Source organism: Bradyrhizobium diazoefficiens (genome assembly GCF_016612535.1).
Lineage (GTDB): Bacteria > Pseudomonadota > Alphaproteobacteria > Rhizobiales > Xanthobacteraceae > Bradyrhizobium > Bradyrhizobium diazoefficiens_C.
In genome coordinates this window covers 575,451-591,612 of sequence record NZ_JAENXS010000001.1, presented here as the reverse complement: position 1 = coordinate 591,612, position 16,162 = coordinate 575,451, and the positions used below count along the sequence as shown (strand labels likewise).

General features: G+C 63.2%; 13 protein-coding genes, 1 tRNA gene and 1 pseudogene. 11 read left to right on the top strand and 4 right to left on the bottom strand.

The window, feature by feature from the left end; translation table 11 throughout:
• Positions 1-9: 9 nt before the first annotated feature.
• Positions 10-1,656: a flagellar hook-length control protein FliK gene (locus JJE66_RS02755; RefSeq protein ID WP_200512593.1), complete on the bottom strand. Its 1,647-nt coding sequence runs from the start codon at positions 1,654-1,656 to the stop codon at positions 10-12.
• Between the two features lie 340 nt (positions 1,657-1,996).
• Here JJE66_RS02755 and mnmA point away from each other — a divergent pair, with 340 nt between their 5' ends.
• The 9 genes and pseudogenes from mnmA (at position 1,997) to JJE66_RS02715 (ending at position 8,093) form a co-directional block, all read left to right on the top strand.
• A complete protein-coding gene (gene mnmA / locus JJE66_RS02750; RefSeq protein ID WP_200512592.1) occupies positions 1,997-3,178 on the top strand; it encodes a tRNA 2-thiouridine(34) synthase MnmA in 1,182 nt (393 codons plus the stop codon).
• Between the two features lie 188 nt (positions 3,179-3,366).
• Positions 3,367-4,005, top strand: coding sequence for a class I SAM-dependent methyltransferase (locus JJE66_RS02745; protein ID WP_200512591.1), 639 nt, complete (start codon positions 3,367-3,369; stop codon positions 4,003-4,005).
• Positions 4,006-4,049: 44 nt separating this feature from the next.
• Positions 4,050-4,412 (top strand): hypothetical protein, encoded by a 363-nt coding sequence (locus tag JJE66_RS02740; RefSeq protein ID WP_200512590.1) that lies wholly within the window; start codon positions 4,050-4,052, stop codon positions 4,410-4,412.
• A gap of 253 nt (positions 4,413-4,665) precedes the next feature.
• Positions 4,666-4,742 (top strand) — tRNA-Met (locus tag JJE66_RS02735).
• 141 nt (positions 4,743-4,883) lie between these two features.
• Positions 4,884-5,096: pseudogene (locus JJE66_RS37825) on the top strand (nitronate monooxygenase); the annotation flags it as partial.
• 35 nt (positions 5,097-5,131) lie between these two features.
• Entirely contained in the window at positions 5,132-5,401 is a 270-nt protein-coding gene (locus tag JJE66_RS02730) for an AMP-binding enzyme (protein WP_200512589.1), read from the top strand.
• A gap of 19 nt (positions 5,402-5,420) precedes the next feature.
• A complete protein-coding gene (locus JJE66_RS02725) occupies positions 5,421-6,158 on the top strand; it encodes an SDR family oxidoreductase (protein WP_200512588.1) in 738 nt (245 codons plus the stop codon).
• Between the two features lie 307 nt (positions 6,159-6,465).
• Positions 6,466-6,633 carry a DUF2934 domain-containing protein gene (locus JJE66_RS02720; protein WP_409362791.1) on the top strand — a complete coding sequence of 56 codons (168 nt, stop codon included), beginning with the start codon at positions 6,466-6,468 and terminating at the stop codon, positions 6,631-6,633.
• A 332-nt stretch (positions 6,634-6,965) separates the two neighbouring features.
• Positions 6,966-8,093 (top strand): metallophosphoesterase, encoded by a 1,128-nt coding sequence (locus tag JJE66_RS02715; RefSeq protein ID WP_200515250.1) that lies wholly within the window; start codon positions 6,966-6,968, stop codon positions 8,091-8,093.
• 189 nt (positions 8,094-8,282) lie between these two features.
• Here JJE66_RS02715 and JJE66_RS02710 read toward each other — a convergent pair whose 3' ends face one another.
• The 3 genes from JJE66_RS02710 to JJE66_RS02700 form a co-directional block, all read right to left on the bottom strand.
• Entirely contained in the window at positions 8,283-8,537 is a 255-nt protein-coding gene (locus JJE66_RS02710; RefSeq protein ID WP_200512586.1) for a hypothetical protein, read from the bottom strand.
• Between the two features lie 71 nt (positions 8,538-8,608).
• Positions 8,609-9,628 (bottom strand): hypothetical protein, encoded by a 1,020-nt coding sequence (locus tag JJE66_RS02705; RefSeq protein ID WP_200512585.1) that lies wholly within the window; start codon positions 9,626-9,628, stop codon positions 8,609-8,611.
• A gap of 1,025 nt (positions 9,629-10,653) precedes the next feature.
• The gene (locus JJE66_RS02700; protein WP_200512584.1) at positions 10,654-12,444 is read right to left on the bottom strand and encodes a peptide ABC transporter substrate-binding protein; all 1,791 of its coding nucleotides are present in this window, start codon (positions 12,442-12,444) and stop codon (positions 10,654-10,656) included.
• Positions 12,445-12,725: 281 nt separating this feature from the next.
• On the opposite strand from JJE66_RS02700, the gene JJE66_RS02695 reads away from it, so the two are divergent.
• Together JJE66_RS02695 and JJE66_RS02690 are read left to right on the top strand one after the other, a co-directional pair.
• Positions 12,726-15,047: a molybdopterin guanine dinucleotide-containing S/N-oxide reductase gene (locus tag JJE66_RS02695; protein WP_200512583.1), complete on the top strand. Its 2,322-nt coding sequence runs from the start codon at positions 12,726-12,728 to the stop codon at positions 15,045-15,047.
• A gap of 234 nt (positions 15,048-15,281) precedes the next feature.
• The gene (locus JJE66_RS02690) at positions 15,282-16,124 is read left to right on the top strand and encodes an outer membrane protein (RefSeq protein ID WP_200512582.1); all 843 of its coding nucleotides are present in this window, start codon (positions 15,282-15,284) and stop codon (positions 16,122-16,124) included.
• The last annotated feature ends 38 nt before the right edge of the window (positions 16,125-16,162 follow it).

Below are 16,162 nucleotides of genomic sequence, written 5' to 3'. Positions count from 1 at the left end.
GAATACTCCTCACACTCTGATGTCGACGCCGCTGCTCGATCCGAGCATGCGGCCATAGCTGCGGCTGACGGGCGCGGCAGCGGCAGTATCGTCTTCGCTGATGATCAGGCGGCGGGAATTGCCGCCGTTGTCGTTGTTCTGGCCGGAGTTCTGTCCCGACGAATTCTGGTCGCGCAGGCTGAACGACAGGCCGTTGCTGCCGGTCTTGAGGCCGGCATCGTCGAGCGCGCGCTGCAATTGCGGCGCATCCTGCCGCAGCATCTGCAGCGTCTCCGGCTTCTCGACGGTGAGATGCGAGGTGACCTGGCCGTTGCGGTCGACATTGATGCGGACGTCGATGCGGCCGAGATCGACCGGATCGAGGCTGATGTCGAAGCGGGTCTTGCCGGACCGCGCGGCGGCCGCGATCTCGACCGGAATGCCGCTGATCGGCACAGCGTTCGAATTCGCCGCAGTCGCGGTGAGGGTGGCAGTGGAGGCGGTGGCCGTCGACGTGGTCGTGGTTAGCGGCGCTTGTACGGCGGAGGCCGCCTGCGCGCTGGCGTCGGTCGTCGCGCTAGCGGCGGCCTGCGTATCGGCATGCGCGTGCGGGGTCGGCGCGGCCGGCGTCGCATCAGCCGTGCGATTGGCAGCATCGGCCTTGGCGTCGGCAGCAGTTGCGTCAGCCTGCGGCTTTGCGGCTTGCGGATGTGCGGCGGCGTTGGTGGCCGCAGTCGTCGCGGGATTTTGCGGAGCGGCTGACGCCGCGGTCTTGCCCGGGTCCTGGCCGATATTGGAGACGTCGGCCTGTCCTTGCGCGGTTGCTGCGGCCTTGAACGAGGTTTTGGGCGTACCCTGGTCGACCGCCGTGAGCTGCGCGGCGTTCGCCGTCGCATCGGTTGCGGTCGCATCCGTCGTCGTGGTCGCCGCATCGCCAAGCGCGGCCTTCGCATCGGTGGTCTTGGCATCGCCGGTCTTGCCGTCCGTCTTGGCGGTCTTGCCGGTGGCATCTAGCTTGGTGCCGGCGATCTGCGCCGCGGTCGAGGCACTGGCGGCGATGCCGGCCGCGGCGATCGTCAGCGGCGAGCTAGCGGTGCTGGCGGCCTGGTTCGCGGCCGCATTTGGATCGACGGGAACGACGGGCGTGGCAATTGCGATCGCGTTCGGATCGGGCAGGGCGGTTTGCGTCTGCGGGGCTGCCGAGGCGTCGACCGCGGCGGCGAGGCCGTCGGTCTTGTCACCCTTCGCGTCCTTGGTGTCTTTCGAAGCTTTGGAATCTTGGGACTTGTCGCCCGCCGTGGTGGTGGACGCGTCGGACTTGTCCTTGGTCTTGGCCGTTGCCTTCGCCGGATCGGTCGACGTGTCGCTGGCGGCCTGCGACGAGGAATCGGTGCTGTCGCTCGCCTGGCCCTGCGAGGAGGGGTCGCGCGCGGACGAGTCGCGCGTGCTCCGGTCGGACGAGGAGGACGACGAAGACGACGAAGAATCAGTCCGCCGCGGCGCATTGTCCTGCGACGAGGACGACGCGTTGTTGCTGATGGCCTGGGTGTTGCTGTCGACCAGCGACCCGAAGGAATCGCCGGGGGTGGTGTCCTTGGTGCTCTGCGATCGAGCAGGCTTTTGCTGCGCGCTGGAGACCTGCGCGCTTGCCGCTACGTCTGACGTGACACCAACCACAGGCGACCCCTTGAAACCATCTTAGGACCAGAAGGTCAGCAAGGAGCGGGCCAACCCTCGAATGTGAGATTTTATCCAGCAAAATCAGCAGCTTGATAAATCGAGGCTGGCGCCGTCAGCCCCCGCCAGCCCCGCCATTTCTGCCGCCCCGGCAAGAATTGCCCCAAGCTCGAGGCTCGCGCGATTGCTTCACCGGAATGCCACCTATATTAAAGGGTGCTCTCAGCCGCTTTCGACCGGGCAAGCCGTGCCCTTCGAGAACCTCTCAGTTCCCGGGGACGCCGATGTCCCGGCCAAGGCACAGAAAATCGCCGAACGCCGCCGCCAACTCGTAAAACCCATGCTCAACAGTCTGGATCTCGAAGGCCGTCCTGAGGATACCAGGGTCGTCGTTGCCATGTCGGGCGGCGTCGATTCCTCGACGACGGCTGCGCTGTTGAAGGCGGAAGGCTACGACGTCGTCGGCATCACGCTGCAGCTCTACGACCATGGTGCGGCGACCCACCGCAAGGGCGCCTGCTGCGCCGGTCAGGACATCCACGACGCCCGCGACGTCGCCGCCAAGCTCGGCATCCCCCATTACGTGCTCGACTACGAGGACCGCTTTCGCGAGTCCGTCATCGACAACTTTGCGGACTCTTATGCTCTCGGCGAGACGCCGGTGCCGTGCATCGAGTGCAACCGCTCAGTCAAATTCCGCGATCTCCTGAAGACCGCGCGCGAGCTCGGCGCGCAAGCGCTCGCCACCGGCCATTACGTTGCTTCGCGCCGCCGCGACGACGGCTCGCGCGCGCTGGTCTGCGCGGCCGACAGCGACCGCGACCAGAGCTATTTCCTGTTCGCGACCACGCAGGCCCAGCTCGATTTCCTGCGCTTCCCGCTCGGCGACATGACCAAGCCCGAAACGCGCGAGCTCGCGCGCCGTTTCGGTCTCTCCGTTGCCGACAAGCACGACAGCCAGGACATCTGCTTCGTGCCGACCGGCCGCTACACCGACATCATCACCCGGCTCCGTCCCAACGCGATGGACCCCGGCGACATCGTCGATCTCGACGGCCGCGTGCTCGGCCGCCACAACGGCATCGCCAATTTCACCATCGGCCAGCGCCGCGGCCTCGGCATCGCGGCCGCCGCACCGCTGTTCGTGGTGCGGCTGGACGCCACCAATCGCCGCGTCATGGTCGGCCCGCGCGAGGCGCTGAAGATGCACCGCATCAGCTTGCGCGACGTCAACTGGATCGGCGACGGCGACATCGACCGTGCGATTGGTTCTGGCCTCGAGCTGTTCGTCCGCGTGCGCTCGACCCGGGCTCCCCAGCCGGCATGGCTGCGCGGTGCCGACGGCCAGTACGAGGTCGAGCTCGTCGCCGGCGAAGAGGGCGTCTCGCCGGGCCAAGCCTGCGTGTTCTACGACGCGCCCTCGGGGCAAGCGCGCGTGCTCGGCGGCGGTTTTATCCAGAGCGCCGCGGCGAAGGTCGCAGGCCACACGGCAAGGCCGCTGGTGGAAGCGGTCCGCGGTTGAGGGATGACGAAATTTAGCGCAACTGGTTGGGCTGGGTCTACCTCTCCCCGACGGGGAGAGGTCGGATTGCGAAGCAATCCGGGTGAGGGGCCGCAGCTGTTTTTGAGACCGCAACCCCTCACCCGGATTGCATCTTTCGATGCAATCCGACCTCTCCCTACGGGAGAGGTGAAGTAAGGGCAGGGGGCATGGCAGCAGACATCTCGCGGGCCGGGGTCGAGAAAGCCTATGGCCGCTGGGCGCCGGTCTATGATCTCGTGTTCGGCAAGGTGTTCGACGCCGGACGGCAGTCGACCATCGCGGAGGCCGACCGCATCGGCGGCCGCATCCTCGACGTCGGCGTCGGCACCGGGCTGTCACTGTCGGACTATTCGCGCACCACGAAAATCTGCGGCGTCGACATCTCCGAGCCGATGCTGCGCAAGGCGCAAGCGCGCGTGCGGAGCTTGCGACTCTCCAATGTCGAAGTGCTCTCGGTGATGGACGCCAAGAACCTCGCCTTTCCCGACAGCGCCTTCGATGCGGTGGTCGCGCAATATGTCATCACGGCGGTGCCCGATCCCGAAGGCACGCTCGACGAGTTCGTGCGCGTGCTCAAGCCCGGCGGCGAGCTGATTCTCGTCAACCACATCGGCGCGGAAAAGGGTCTTCGCAAACTCTCCGAGCTCGCCTTCGCGCCGTTCGCCCGCCGCCTCGGCTGGCGCCCGGAATTCCCGTGGCAGCGCCTGGTCGACTGGGCCGCCAAGCACGGCGGCATCACCCTCGCCGAGCGCCGCCCCATGCCGCCGATGGGCCATTTCTCGCTGATCCGCTACCACAAATCGTGATCGCGTAACGGGAACGCAGGGCGAGCCCTTCGCGTTTCCATTCCATGCGCACGACATCAAACATCATCTTGGCTAGCCTCGTCATCGCCGCCTCAGGCGCCGCGATCGCGCAGGCCCCGCCGCTACCTGCGACGCCGCCGCAAGCGACCGCGCCGCCATCCCCGCAACACACGGCGGACTGCACGCCACAGGACCGCCCGAACCGCGCCACCGCACCGGACGGCACCACCACCGGCCAATCCCGGGAACCGCTCGGCGACAAACTGGCCAAATCCGACGGCGTGCTCTGCCCGCCCGCCGGCGTCGACCCCGAGATGCATGCCCCCGCGCCCAGCACGGGCGGCACCATGCCGGTCATCCCGCCCCCCGGCAGCCCCGGCGGCGACCCGACGGTTCGGCCGAAATAGCAGACCTTCGCCTCTCCCGTCCTTCGCCTCTCCCCGCCGGGGAGAGGCCGGAATCCGCGCAAAAGCGCGGATTCCGGTGAGGGGGACTCTCCAGGAGTCTGGCGTCGAAAAATCGCAGATTCTGTTGCCAAATCAGCCCGCGACGGCCTTCTTGCGCGTTGGTTTGAGTAAACGCGGATTGACAGCCCGCCGCCCTCTTCCTTATATGCCGCGCGTTCGCGAGATCGGCCTGTTTCGGCCCTCGCGACGCTGTGGCGGGGTAGCTCAGCTGGTTAGAGCACGGGAATCATAATCCTGGGGTCGGGGGTTCGAGTCCCTCTCCCGCTACCACACTCCGGATAAATCCCTGAAATTCCTCGACTTGCCTGATGGCTGTTGCGCACGAGGGAATGTACCAACGATACAGGCGCGCGAACGTCTCAGCAATGGCCGTAAGGACCAATCCTCCGCTATGGCGTCGAGATGGTGATTGTCGGAGTAGACGGATTGATCCTGCTCACTGCCGGCGCTGGCGGTCAGACGGGATAGCTCAATCCATTTGCCTACGCACGTGCCGTCCGAGAAATCTTCGACGGACCGATTGTGCTTGCTGGAGGCATAAGCGACGGGGTGGCGCTACGCGCCGCTGAGGTTTTGGGATGCGATCTCGCCTATATGGGAACTAAGTTCATTGCCGCGCGCGACCCGAGTGGGCCATGTGGTTCTGAGCCGAGGTTGCCGTGGTCGGCCGTGCCGCTGACGGCAACGAGGAGATCGTCGCCTTTGTGCAATTGCTGCCGGGGTCTCGCACGGCGCCCGACGATCTGATGAGCTTCATCCCATCTCAACTCACCTCGTACAAGCGTCCGTCCGAAATAGTCATCCTCGATGCCTTGCTGGCGACCTCGGCCGGCAAGATACTCAAGCACAGGCTGGTGGAGTCCTTCCGCGGTGAAGGTGGCGAAGCTCCTCCGACGGAGACGTTCGAATTCCGCAAGCGACAGATCTAACCTCACCGGGAGAACACCCTTGCAAAAGAGAAACGCGACCGTGGCCGTGATCGGGGCCGGAGACTATATCGGTGGCGAAATCGCCAAGAAGTTCGCCTCTGAAGGGTTTACGGTGTTCGCCGGGCGCCGCAACGGCGCCAAGCTCGAGCCGCTCGTGAAGGAAATCGAGGAAGCCGGCGGCGAAATTCACGCGCGCTCGCTCGATGCGCGCAAGGAGGAGGAAATCATCTCCTTCCTTGGCGATGCCGACAAGCACGCACCGCTTGAGGTGTGTATCTTCAACATCGGCGCCAACGTCAACTTTCCGATTTTGGATACGACCGAACGCGTCTTCCGCAAAGTCTGGGAAATGGCCTGCTATTCCGGCTTTCTCGCCGGCCGCGAGGCGGCTCGCCTTATGCTGCCGCGGGGCAAGGGCAATATCTTCTTCACCGGCGCGACAGCAAGCCTCCGTGGGGGCTCCGGATATGCGGCCTTCGCCAGCGCCAAGTTCGGCCTGCGAGCTGTCGCCCAGGCGACCGCACGCGAGTTGGGTCCCAAGAATATTCACGTGGCGCACCTCATTATCGATTCCGGCGTCGACACCGAATGGGTGCGCCAACGTCGGATCGAGGCTCTCGGTCCGAATGCGCTGGATGATCCCGACCTCCTCATGCCGCCATCGTCGGTCGCTGAATCCTACTGGCTGCTCTATCAGCAACCCAAAAGTGCTTGGACCTTCGAACTGGAGATCCGCCCCTTCGGCGAGAAATGGTAGCGGAGCCGATCGCGATGGAGCTCAACCTTTCCAGCGGGACGCCGCGTTTCGTGACGAGGTGCGCGGTTTCATTGCGGAGAACTATCCGCGGGAAATGCGCGTTCCCAATCCGGAGACCGAATTGACCAAGGAGCAGGCCTCGGATCGCGCCGGGTTCCGCGCTCACGCGGGAAAAAGGAACTCTTGCGCATGATCGCGGCTTGAATCCGCGGGCCAGCCTCGCCGCCGATGGCTGGTCTGCGCGGCCCCGCCCCCCAGCCCCCATAGCCCCCCGCGACGGGCCGCGCTTTTGGTTTCAAACCAGGAGATGCAATTGTCCGAGCCCGCCGAGCAAGACATCCGAGAGCGCGCCCACCGTCTCTGGGAGCAGGCCGGCAAGCCCGCAGGCCGAGAGGACGAATTCTGGCGCGCGGCCGAGCAGGAGCTGCGCAATGAGGACAAGTCGAACACGCTGCGAACGCCGGACACGCTGTGACCGCCGGGACGTGCCACTTCTGCTTCGGTCTGGGGTGGGTCTGCGAGAGCCATTAGCTTTGGGCCTGGAGTGAAAATCCGGGCGGCTGTCGATAATTACGGTGACAGTGCACTTAATTCGCGCGGTCGCGATCAATTAACGCGCGGCCGCGATCGATTTGGTCCGAGACTTTGATCCCTCGCTTCCTCGATCTGCGAGGTCTCCTGGAAATTACGCGGCTGAATTAATTGCACTGTCAGCGCAATTCCGGCGTCTGGGCCGAAGCTAATTCGGTCGAGATTGTGCGGGAGTTCGTGTAGCAAGGCCGCACCGATCAAATCCGGAGCGAACCGATTCCCCAGCTCATATTCGGCCTGGCCTATCTGCTGATCCTGACCCGCTTTATCTGGCCGCTGCAACTGCCGCTCTCGATCAAGATCGTGGCGGCGGCGCTCGTTCTGGTCGCATTGCAGTTTCACCGGTGGAGCAAGCTCTCGTCGGGTTCGGTATTCTCTCCGGAGTTTCCACGTCCGGTGGTCGCTCTCTTCAACTGGGCGTTCGGCGCGATCGTCCTGCTGGCGTTGCTGCAACTGCTGCTCGATGCCGGACTTCTGGTCGCAATGCTGATTCATGGCGGCATCGTGAGCGCGCCCGATGGTATCCGCTACGGATTGGCGGGGTTGGCTGCCGTCGCAGCCGCCATCGGCGTCCAGCAGGCGATGCGGATTCCGCCGCTGAAGGACATCGAAGTCGGCATCCGCGGCCTTCCGCGACAATTCGACGGCTACACCATTCTGCAATTGACCGATCTCCACATCAGCCGGCTGTTTCCCGCGTCATGGGCGCGCGCCGTCGTCGCGCGATCGAACAAGCTCGGCGTCGACCTGATCGCGATCACAGGGGACCTGATCGACGGCACGCCCGAGGCCCGGCGCGCCGACATCGAGCCGTTGCGGGACTTGCAGGCGACCGACGGCGTCTACGTGGTCTCGGGCAATCATGAGTACATTTTTGGTCACAGCGCATGGATGGCGCGCTTCGTTGAACTGGGACTGCTGTCGCTCGAAAACAGCAGCATCGTTCTCGATCGCAACGGCGGCAAGCTGGTTGTCGCCGGGATCACCGACCGGGCGTCGCGCCACAGCGGACCGCATTCTATCCGGGACCTGGCCGCGGTCCTCGAAGGCGCCCCCAACGGCGTCCCCGTCATCCTGCTCGATCACCAGCCGAGCGACGCGCGGCACGCTGCCGAACTCGGCGTGGCCCTGCAACTGTCCGGACATACGCACGGCGGATTGATCCGCGGGATCGACTGGCTGGCCGCACGCGCCAACGCCGGCTTCGTATCGGGTCGCTACGACGTGGACGGGATGACGCTTTATGTGAACAACGGCACTGCGTTGTGGCCGGGCTTCGCGCTGCGACTCGGTCGCCCCTCCGAATTGACCCGGATCACGCTGCGCCCAGCGGGCACCGCCTGACCGTATATTTTTCGTTCCGATGAGAATTACGGCGACGGCTCGTAGGATGGGTCGAGCACTTGCGAAACCCATCATACTTGGTCGTCGACAAGACTTTGATGGGTTTCGCTTCGCTCTACCCATCCTACGAGCTTGGAATAACAGCTTGCGCGATTGGTGGAGGGCTTGTGAGGCCGTAGTGTTTGAGCGTCAAATCGGATTGAAGTCACTGAAGAGCTTTCGATAGTCATCCTCGAATAGCTCCTTGCGAGGCTCCTTGAAACACCTTGAAAGATATGGGCGCCACTCCCAATCGTGGTGCTCGCCGTCGAGCAGTTTGCCATCCATTACGGTTGCTACAGAAGATTCATTCATGACTTGAAGTCCAAGCTCGAAGTCGTCGATTGGCCAAATTGAATAGGGCATCTCTGTGAGATATGCTTCGGGCAAGCCCTCTTCCTTCATCCTTATCTTCACCTGCTCACGGAATACGCCGTACATAACAGGCCCGTGCATATGCCAGTTCTCAAGCGTCGCTATGCACGGGTAGATTTTTTTGCTTCGTCGGTCGCGAGGTGAGGATAGTGACCCGCTAGATAATCTTGGAGCGTCCGGTATATCTGCACCACTGCCGAGGCCATATAGCTAATGTCTTGCTCCAGAGGTCCCGTATCATTAAGTGATTGCTTCGTGTCCCATCTCAATCGCTTCACTTTGCATTCCACGAAGAGTGCTGACTTGTCGGCGTCGGATACGATCCAATCTACGGATCGCTTCTCGCGGCTACCAATTTTGTAAATGCGCTCATCACGGAGAGTGAGTTTTGGTGCGGCCGCCCGGATAGCTTCGCCAACGTATGCCTGGTACGAATCGCCGAATAGATTTGCAAAGGCGGGGACGCCTATAAAATCGTAGTAGAGGCCGGACGTAAACCGCCAGAATAGAAGCGTCGGTATTGGGCAGATCGCCACCTCTGACGCTCCTGAGCACATGAGAACGATTGGCCGCGTCCGGAGTGAATTGTAGGCATAAGCGAAGCTTTCGTTGTATTGTTGCTCGCTCTTCAATTTAGTCTTCAACGGAGCAATATCGTCTCCCATCAGAGCAAGTGCCGCCTTGAATTTTTCGACCGGCAGCTCGACGATCTGACTCGTCAAGGGTAGTCGCAGTACGTGAGAGCCGAGAAAGTGGCCTAGCATGGCAACGCCGCAGGCCATCACTTCGTATAGGGTTAGTCCGATTTTCTGTTCGCAGATCTCGCTAATCTCCGGTGTGTTGAGGATCTTGTGATAGCGAATGATCGCGCGTGCGGTGGGCCCGTTGCCCTGCCACTCAAAGGTTCTGTGAGCTATTCGGATGAGTTCAACCAAAACATTGTCTGGCGATCCGAACTCTTTGTAGATCTCACCTTCAAGCTTGTTGATTCGGTCGACTGTTGCCGCGAGCGTGTTCCAAACTCGAAGGGACGCGCCCGTTTTTGCGACAGGCCCGCAGTGCAGAATGACCTCCTTTGCTAGCAACATCAAAAGCCATTCGTTGATCCACGCGCGCTGCACCTCTCGCTCGTAAAACCGACGGGATTTTGAAGTTGGGCACTTGGAGATATTGCGTATACGCCCAGATGACGCGTAGAGAATCCTCTCGCGCCAATTGGCTGATCTTTCCTCTAAGTTGCTTGTATAGGTCGTAGACCTTATGTGAAAACATTGTCTAAATATGGGAGGTGCGGAGAGAAGCGCAGTTTGCTTAGTAAGGAGTATACCGTGATTCTAACGCGACGTGGACCATAGTGGTGCACCGGAAAGTCGCGATGGCGCCCGCCGGGCAAAACACCCGCCACCCGTCAACCCCTCCTCGCAAAAATATTCCACTTTACCGAAATTCGGAAACGGCGTATGTATCGCGGCATCCCGGCTCATCCTTGAGGGGCGATCTCGTGTCGTCTTGATTGCGAGCCGGGCTTGCGGTGGACGCGGGCAGCGTCGGGTGCGAGAGGTGCGGGCAGGGCGGGTAGTCCCTGTGAGCCCGAAACCGCGTGCCGACGAGCGGCGCTGTCAGGTTCGTCTCGCCAGCATTCTCCGGGCAATGTCGACAAGGTCTGGAGATAATGCGGCGAACAAGCGGGCCGTGCGTACGGCAAAACCGTGTGGTCCTGGCCGTCGTCGCTACGGTCAAGCTTTCGCGGAGATGTGGAGCGCCCAACCGGGTCAACCGCATCGCTAATTCGCGGGGCGAGGGAGGCCAGAGGGAACTCGGCTCCCGGGAGAGCACGGCATAAGCCGTCAACCCACTGCGCAGGGAAGGCCGAGTGACTGGCACCACCTGTATGCTGCTGTGCGGTCTTTTTGCGCACCATCTTCGCGCAGCAGACCGTGGGTGCGAGGTCAGCACCCGGCCTTCCCTGCGCCCTCTCGGCTTGAGAGGGTGGAGAGATCAAGCAAAGCTCGGGCGAATTCCGCCGCGAGAAGGAAAAGGTGTGTCTGCTGTTTGAGAGGCTAGGATGGGTAGAGCCCTTGCGAAACCCATCATGCTCGACCATCGACCGCTGATCGGTTTCGCTCCGCTCTACCCATCCTACAAGCTACGAGCTCCGATACCAGCTCGCCAGATTCCACGTCGTCACATCCCACCCCGAGATATCGGTCATGAGGTTGTTGACGGCGCCGCCGACGATGTAGCGCGAGAGCAGCGGCAGGAACACGTTGGCCTCGCAGAAGATCTCGTTGACCTTGATCAGCAGCGCGGCGCGCTTGACCGGGTCGAGCTCCTTCTGCGCGGCCTTGTAGGCCTTGTCGGCTTCCGGATCGGACCAGCGCGAGATGTTGCGACCGAGCCATTTGTTGTCCTTGTTGGCGATCTCCCAGGAGACGCACTGGTTCAGGAACCGCTCCGGATCGGGCTGCGGCATCGTCGTGTTGTACATCTCCATGTCGCAATAGAATTTCGAGTAGGTGTCGGGGTTGCCGACATCCGACGAGAAGAACACCGAAGGGGTCACCGATTTGAGCTCGATCTCGATGCCGGCCTTCTGGCAGGCCTGCTTGATGATGGCCTGCGTCTTCTGGCGTGGGGCGTTGATCGAGGTCTGGAAGACATATTTGAGCTTCTTGCCATCCTTCTCGCGGATGCCGTCCGTGCCCATCTTCCAGCCGGCCTCGTCGAGGATTGTGCTCGCCTTGTCGACGTTGAACGCGTAGGTCAGCTTGCTCGACTTGAACTGCGCGGGCTGGTTGACGAAGCTCGCGGTTGCGATGGCGCCGCGGCCGTAGATGAACTTCTGGATTCCCTCGCGATCGATCAGCAGGTTGAGCGCCCGCCGCACGGCCGGATCGGACAGCGTCGGGTGTTTGGTCCTGGCGTTGGACCGTTCGCCGTCGACTTCGGTCCACGGGTCCGTCGTGTTGAGGATGATGAACTCGACGCCGCCGGAAATTGTGAACTCCACCTTGCCTTTCCCGCCCGCCTCCATGCGCTTGAGAACCTCATCCTCCACCAGCAGGTTCCAGGCATAGTCGTATTCGCCGGTCTGGAGCACGGCGCGCGCCGCAGAGACCGCGTCGCCGCCGCCCTTGATCTCGAACGTGTCGAAATAGGGCTGGTTCTTGACGTGATAGTCGAGGTTGCGTTCGGCCCGGACCAGATCGCCCGGCTTGAACTCGACGAACTTATACGGACCGGTGCCGACCGGCTTCAGATTGCCGGGCGCGTCGCGCGACTTGGCGCCGGCATAGTCGCCGAAGTGATGCTTTGGCAGGATCTGGCCGACCGAGCCGACGAAGGGATCGGCCCAGAACGGGGTCGGGGCCTTGAAGATCACCTTGACGGTATGGTCGTCGATCTTCTCGACAATGATGTCCTTATAGGATCCCGTGGTGTACGCGGCGGTCGCGAGATCCGCGGCATAGCTCCAGGTGAAGACGACGTCGTCAGCCGTGAAGGGCATGCCGTCATGCCATGTCACGCCCTGCTTCAGCCTCCAGATCACGCTGCTGCCGTTGGCCGAAAGGCCGCCGTTCGCCTTGGTCGGGACCTCGGCGGCAAGGCAGGGGATGAGGTTGCCCTCCTTGTCCCAGCCGGCGAGCGGTTCGAAGAAGACGCGCGAGGCGACCTGGTCCTTGGTGCCGATCGCGAAATGCGGATTGAGCAGCGTCGGGGCCTGCCAGAGCAGGAGTTTGAGCGGACCGCCGCCGCCGGCCTTGGTCGGCTTGTAGGCAAGTGTGGCGTCCGCCATCGCCACATCGTTCCAGAGCAGGATCTGACCCGCGATGGGAGCCGCAATCCCGACCGCCGCCATGGTGCGGACGAACGCGCGCCGCGAGAGCGTGCCCTGCTTCACCTCGGCGACCAGGCCGCGGATGTCGTTCTCGTCCATCGGATGACCCCATCTTTCGAAGAAAAATCATCACCGGCGACCCATCATGTTGCATCATGGACGAGGCGGCAATGGCGGCGAGGCCGCAAAGCCCTGCGGCGAAGTGACGAATGGGCGTGCGACCGTTGCGGCTGCGGGCCTTGCGGCCTGCGCGAGGCCGCCATGCTCCCGGTTCCAGGCGTCGGTAATCCGTTGCTCTTCACGAGACGGCTTCATTATATTGCCTCGATGATTGCAACTGGAGCGCGCCTCGCGCGGCGCTCCGCGATGAGGGCCACGCGATGGACGATACGATCGGCTTCCCCGACCCCGGCCTCGATTTGTCGGACGGCTTCAAGCCGCACGCCTCGCATTGGGGAGTGTTTTCGGCGCGCAACGGCGAGGCCGGGCTCGAGGTCAGAGCGTATGGCGGCGATCCCGATCCGAGCGGCATCATCGACAATTTTCCCGGCGCCTTGCGCCACCAGGCGCGCATCGCCCAGCCCGCGATCCGCCGCGGCTGGCTCGAGCGCGGGCCCGGCCCCGACGACCGGCGCGGCCGCGACGAATTCGTCTCCGTCAGTTGGGAGAAGGCGCTGGATCTGCTCGGCGACGAGCTGGCGCGCATCCGCGACACGCGCGGCCCCGGCGCCGTGTTCGGCGGCTCCTATGGCTGGTCGAGTGCGGGTCGCCTGCATCACGCGCAGAGCCAGGTGCATCGCTTTCTCAACATCGCGATGGGCGGTTATGTGCGCTCGGTGAATTCCTATTCCTCGGGTGCGTCCTCGGTGCTGCTGCCGCAGATCATGGCGGGCTACGAGGACATCACCAGGCGCAACGTCACCTGGGAGCAGATCGTGGCCGAGACCGAGATCGTGCTGGCGTTCGGCGGCATGGCGCTGAAGAATTCGATGGTGGCCGGCGGCTCGATCAGCAAGCATGTCGAGCGCGGTGCGATGGAAGCGGCGCGCAAGCACGGCTGTGAGTTCATCCTGATGAGCCCGCTGCGTGACGATTTGCCTGTCGAGGCCGGCGCCGAATGGATGACATGCACGCCCGGCACCGACACCGCGCTGATGCTCGGCATCGTCCACACGCTGGTCAGTGAAGACCTGCACGACCAGGCCTTCCTCGATCGCTACACCGAAGGCTGGCCGGTGTTCTTGCGCTATCTCACCGGCGAAGGCGATGGGCAGGCCAAGGACGCCGCATGGGCCGCCGCCATCTCCGGCGTCGACGCGGACACGATCCGCACGCTGGCGCGACGCCTTGCCGGCAAGCGTGCGCTCATCACCGTCTCGCATTCGCTGCAGCGCGCCGAACATGGCGAGCAGCCGGTGTGGATGGGCATGGTGCTGGCGGCAGCCCTCGGCCAGATCGGTCTTCCCGGCGGCGGCTACGCCTACTCGCTGGGCGCGATCGGCTATTACGGCCGCCGCGTCAACGACATTCCCGCACCGACGCTGGGGCAGGGCCGCAACGGCGTCCGCGATTTCATTCCGGTGGCACGCATCGCCGACATGCTGCTCAATCCCGGCAGCACCTATCGCTACAATGGCGAGACGCGCACCTATCCGGACATTCGCCTGGTCTATTGGGCCGGCGGCAATCCCTTCCATCACCATCAGGACATCAATCGCCTGCGCAAGGCGTTCGCGAAAGTGGACACGCTGGTGGTGCACGAGCTCGCCTGGACCGCGACCGCGCGGCACGCCGACATCGTGCTGCCCTCGACCATGACGCTCGAGCGCGAGGACATCGGCTATTCCACCAACGATCCCTTGATGGTCGCGATGCACCGGATCGCCGAGCCGTTTGGCCTTGCGCGTGACGACTACGAGATCTTTGCCGATCTCGCCGATCGCCTCGGTGCCCGCGAACCCTTCACCGAAGGGCGCACGTCAAGGGAATGGCTGGAGCATCTCTACGAGCCGACGCGCGCCTCACTCGCCAAGCGCGGGCTCGAAGCCCCCAGCTTCGAGGAATTCTGGCAGCGCGGCAGCCTGGTCGTGCCGCAGCAGCCCGACGATGGCGGTCGGCTGCGCAGTTTCCGTGAGGATCCGGTCGCGCATCCCTTGCCGACGCCAAGCGGACGCATCGAGATTTACTCCGCGAAGATCGCCGGTCATGGCGACGCCGATTGTCCGGGCCATCCGGTCTGGCTCGACAAGACCGACATGCCCAAGCCCGGCGCGCCATGCTTTCTCGTCGCCAACCAGCCGATGACGCGGCTGCACAGCCAGCTCGATTTCGGCGGACATTCGCAAGGAGCGAAACATCGCGGACGCGAGGTCGCGCGCATGAACTTGCGCGACGCCGATGCGCGAGGCATCAAGGACGGGGATATCATCCGCCTGTTCAATGAACGCGGCGCCTGCCTTGCCGCGGTGAACGTCACCGATGGCATCGCGCCCGGCGTCGTGCAGCTTCCGACCGGAGCCTGGTACGATCCGATGGACCCCGAAGACGAGGCGCCGCTCTGCGTCCACGGCAATCCGAACGTGCTCACGCGCGACATCGGCACCTCGTCCTTCGCGCAGGGCTGCACTGGCCAGCTTACGACGGTAGAGGTGGAAAAGTTCACCGGCAATCTGCCGCCGATCCGCGCGTTCGATCCGGTCTAAGGTTGAGCCGACGACAGGAGTTGATGTCGCGGCGAGGCCGATATTCCCGACCGACGGTTCCGATGCGGGAACAAACGTGCCTGATTCGAGGGGATATTGTCGCAATACTGCAACGTTCCCGGAGAAAACGACGATCTGCAGGCCTGATTGAGGAGGTTGTCGTCGGGGATTCGCGCCGCGCGGTGTAACATTTGGACATATTGATTTTGGTTTGACTGGTTGGAGGGCACTTCCATGCAGTTGCGACTGACCTCGATTTTAGCATCATTGATGTTGGTGGCTGGCCTTGGGGCCGCTTCGGCCGCGGACATGGCCGTCAAGGCGCTGCCGCCTCCACCAGTGGTCGATAGCTGGACCGGCTTTTACCTGGGCCTCAACGCTGGAGGAATCTGGGGGAGCAATCATTTGACCGCCACGCCCGCAGACCCTGGCACGACAGCTTTTTGGGGCCCGTGCTTCGGCGCCGGCGCCTGCCCGCGCGATCATGGCCGCAACACCGGCACAAGCGGCGAAGTCGGCGGGCAACTGGGTTACAACTGGCAGGTGAGGTCATTCGTTGTCGGTGTTGAGACCGACATTCAGTGGACGGATGTAAAGTCCGCTCCATCGGTCGCTCTGACCAACCTCGGAACCGGATTTGTCGCTTACAACGGCGCGGCGAGCGCGAAGCTCGAATGGTTTGGAACCACCCGAGGCCGGCTCGGCTTCCTCGCGATGCCTAACCTTCTGCTTTATGGCACCGGTGGCGTGGCCTACGGTTCGGTCGCGAGTTCCTGGACGGCCAGCTTCGTTCCACCGGCCAGCCAGTTCGTCGCTGGTTTCGACAGATCGAACCGGGTTGGTTGGGTCGCCGGTGCGGGCGCCGAATGGAAGTTGAATCGCAACTGGATCGTTGGCGTCGAATATCTCCATATGGAGCTGCAATCGCGGTCGTTCGGCGCGACAGGATTTGGCAGCCCCGGCTGTACAGCGTCGGACTGTAATTTCACTGTCAACGCAAACGACTTCAAGACCGACACGGTCCGCGCAAGGCTGAGCTACGAGTTCGCAGGCGGCCCGGTGCTTGCGAAATACTGAGCCGTCCCAAGCGACGCTCGAAATCCCGAAGCCCCGGC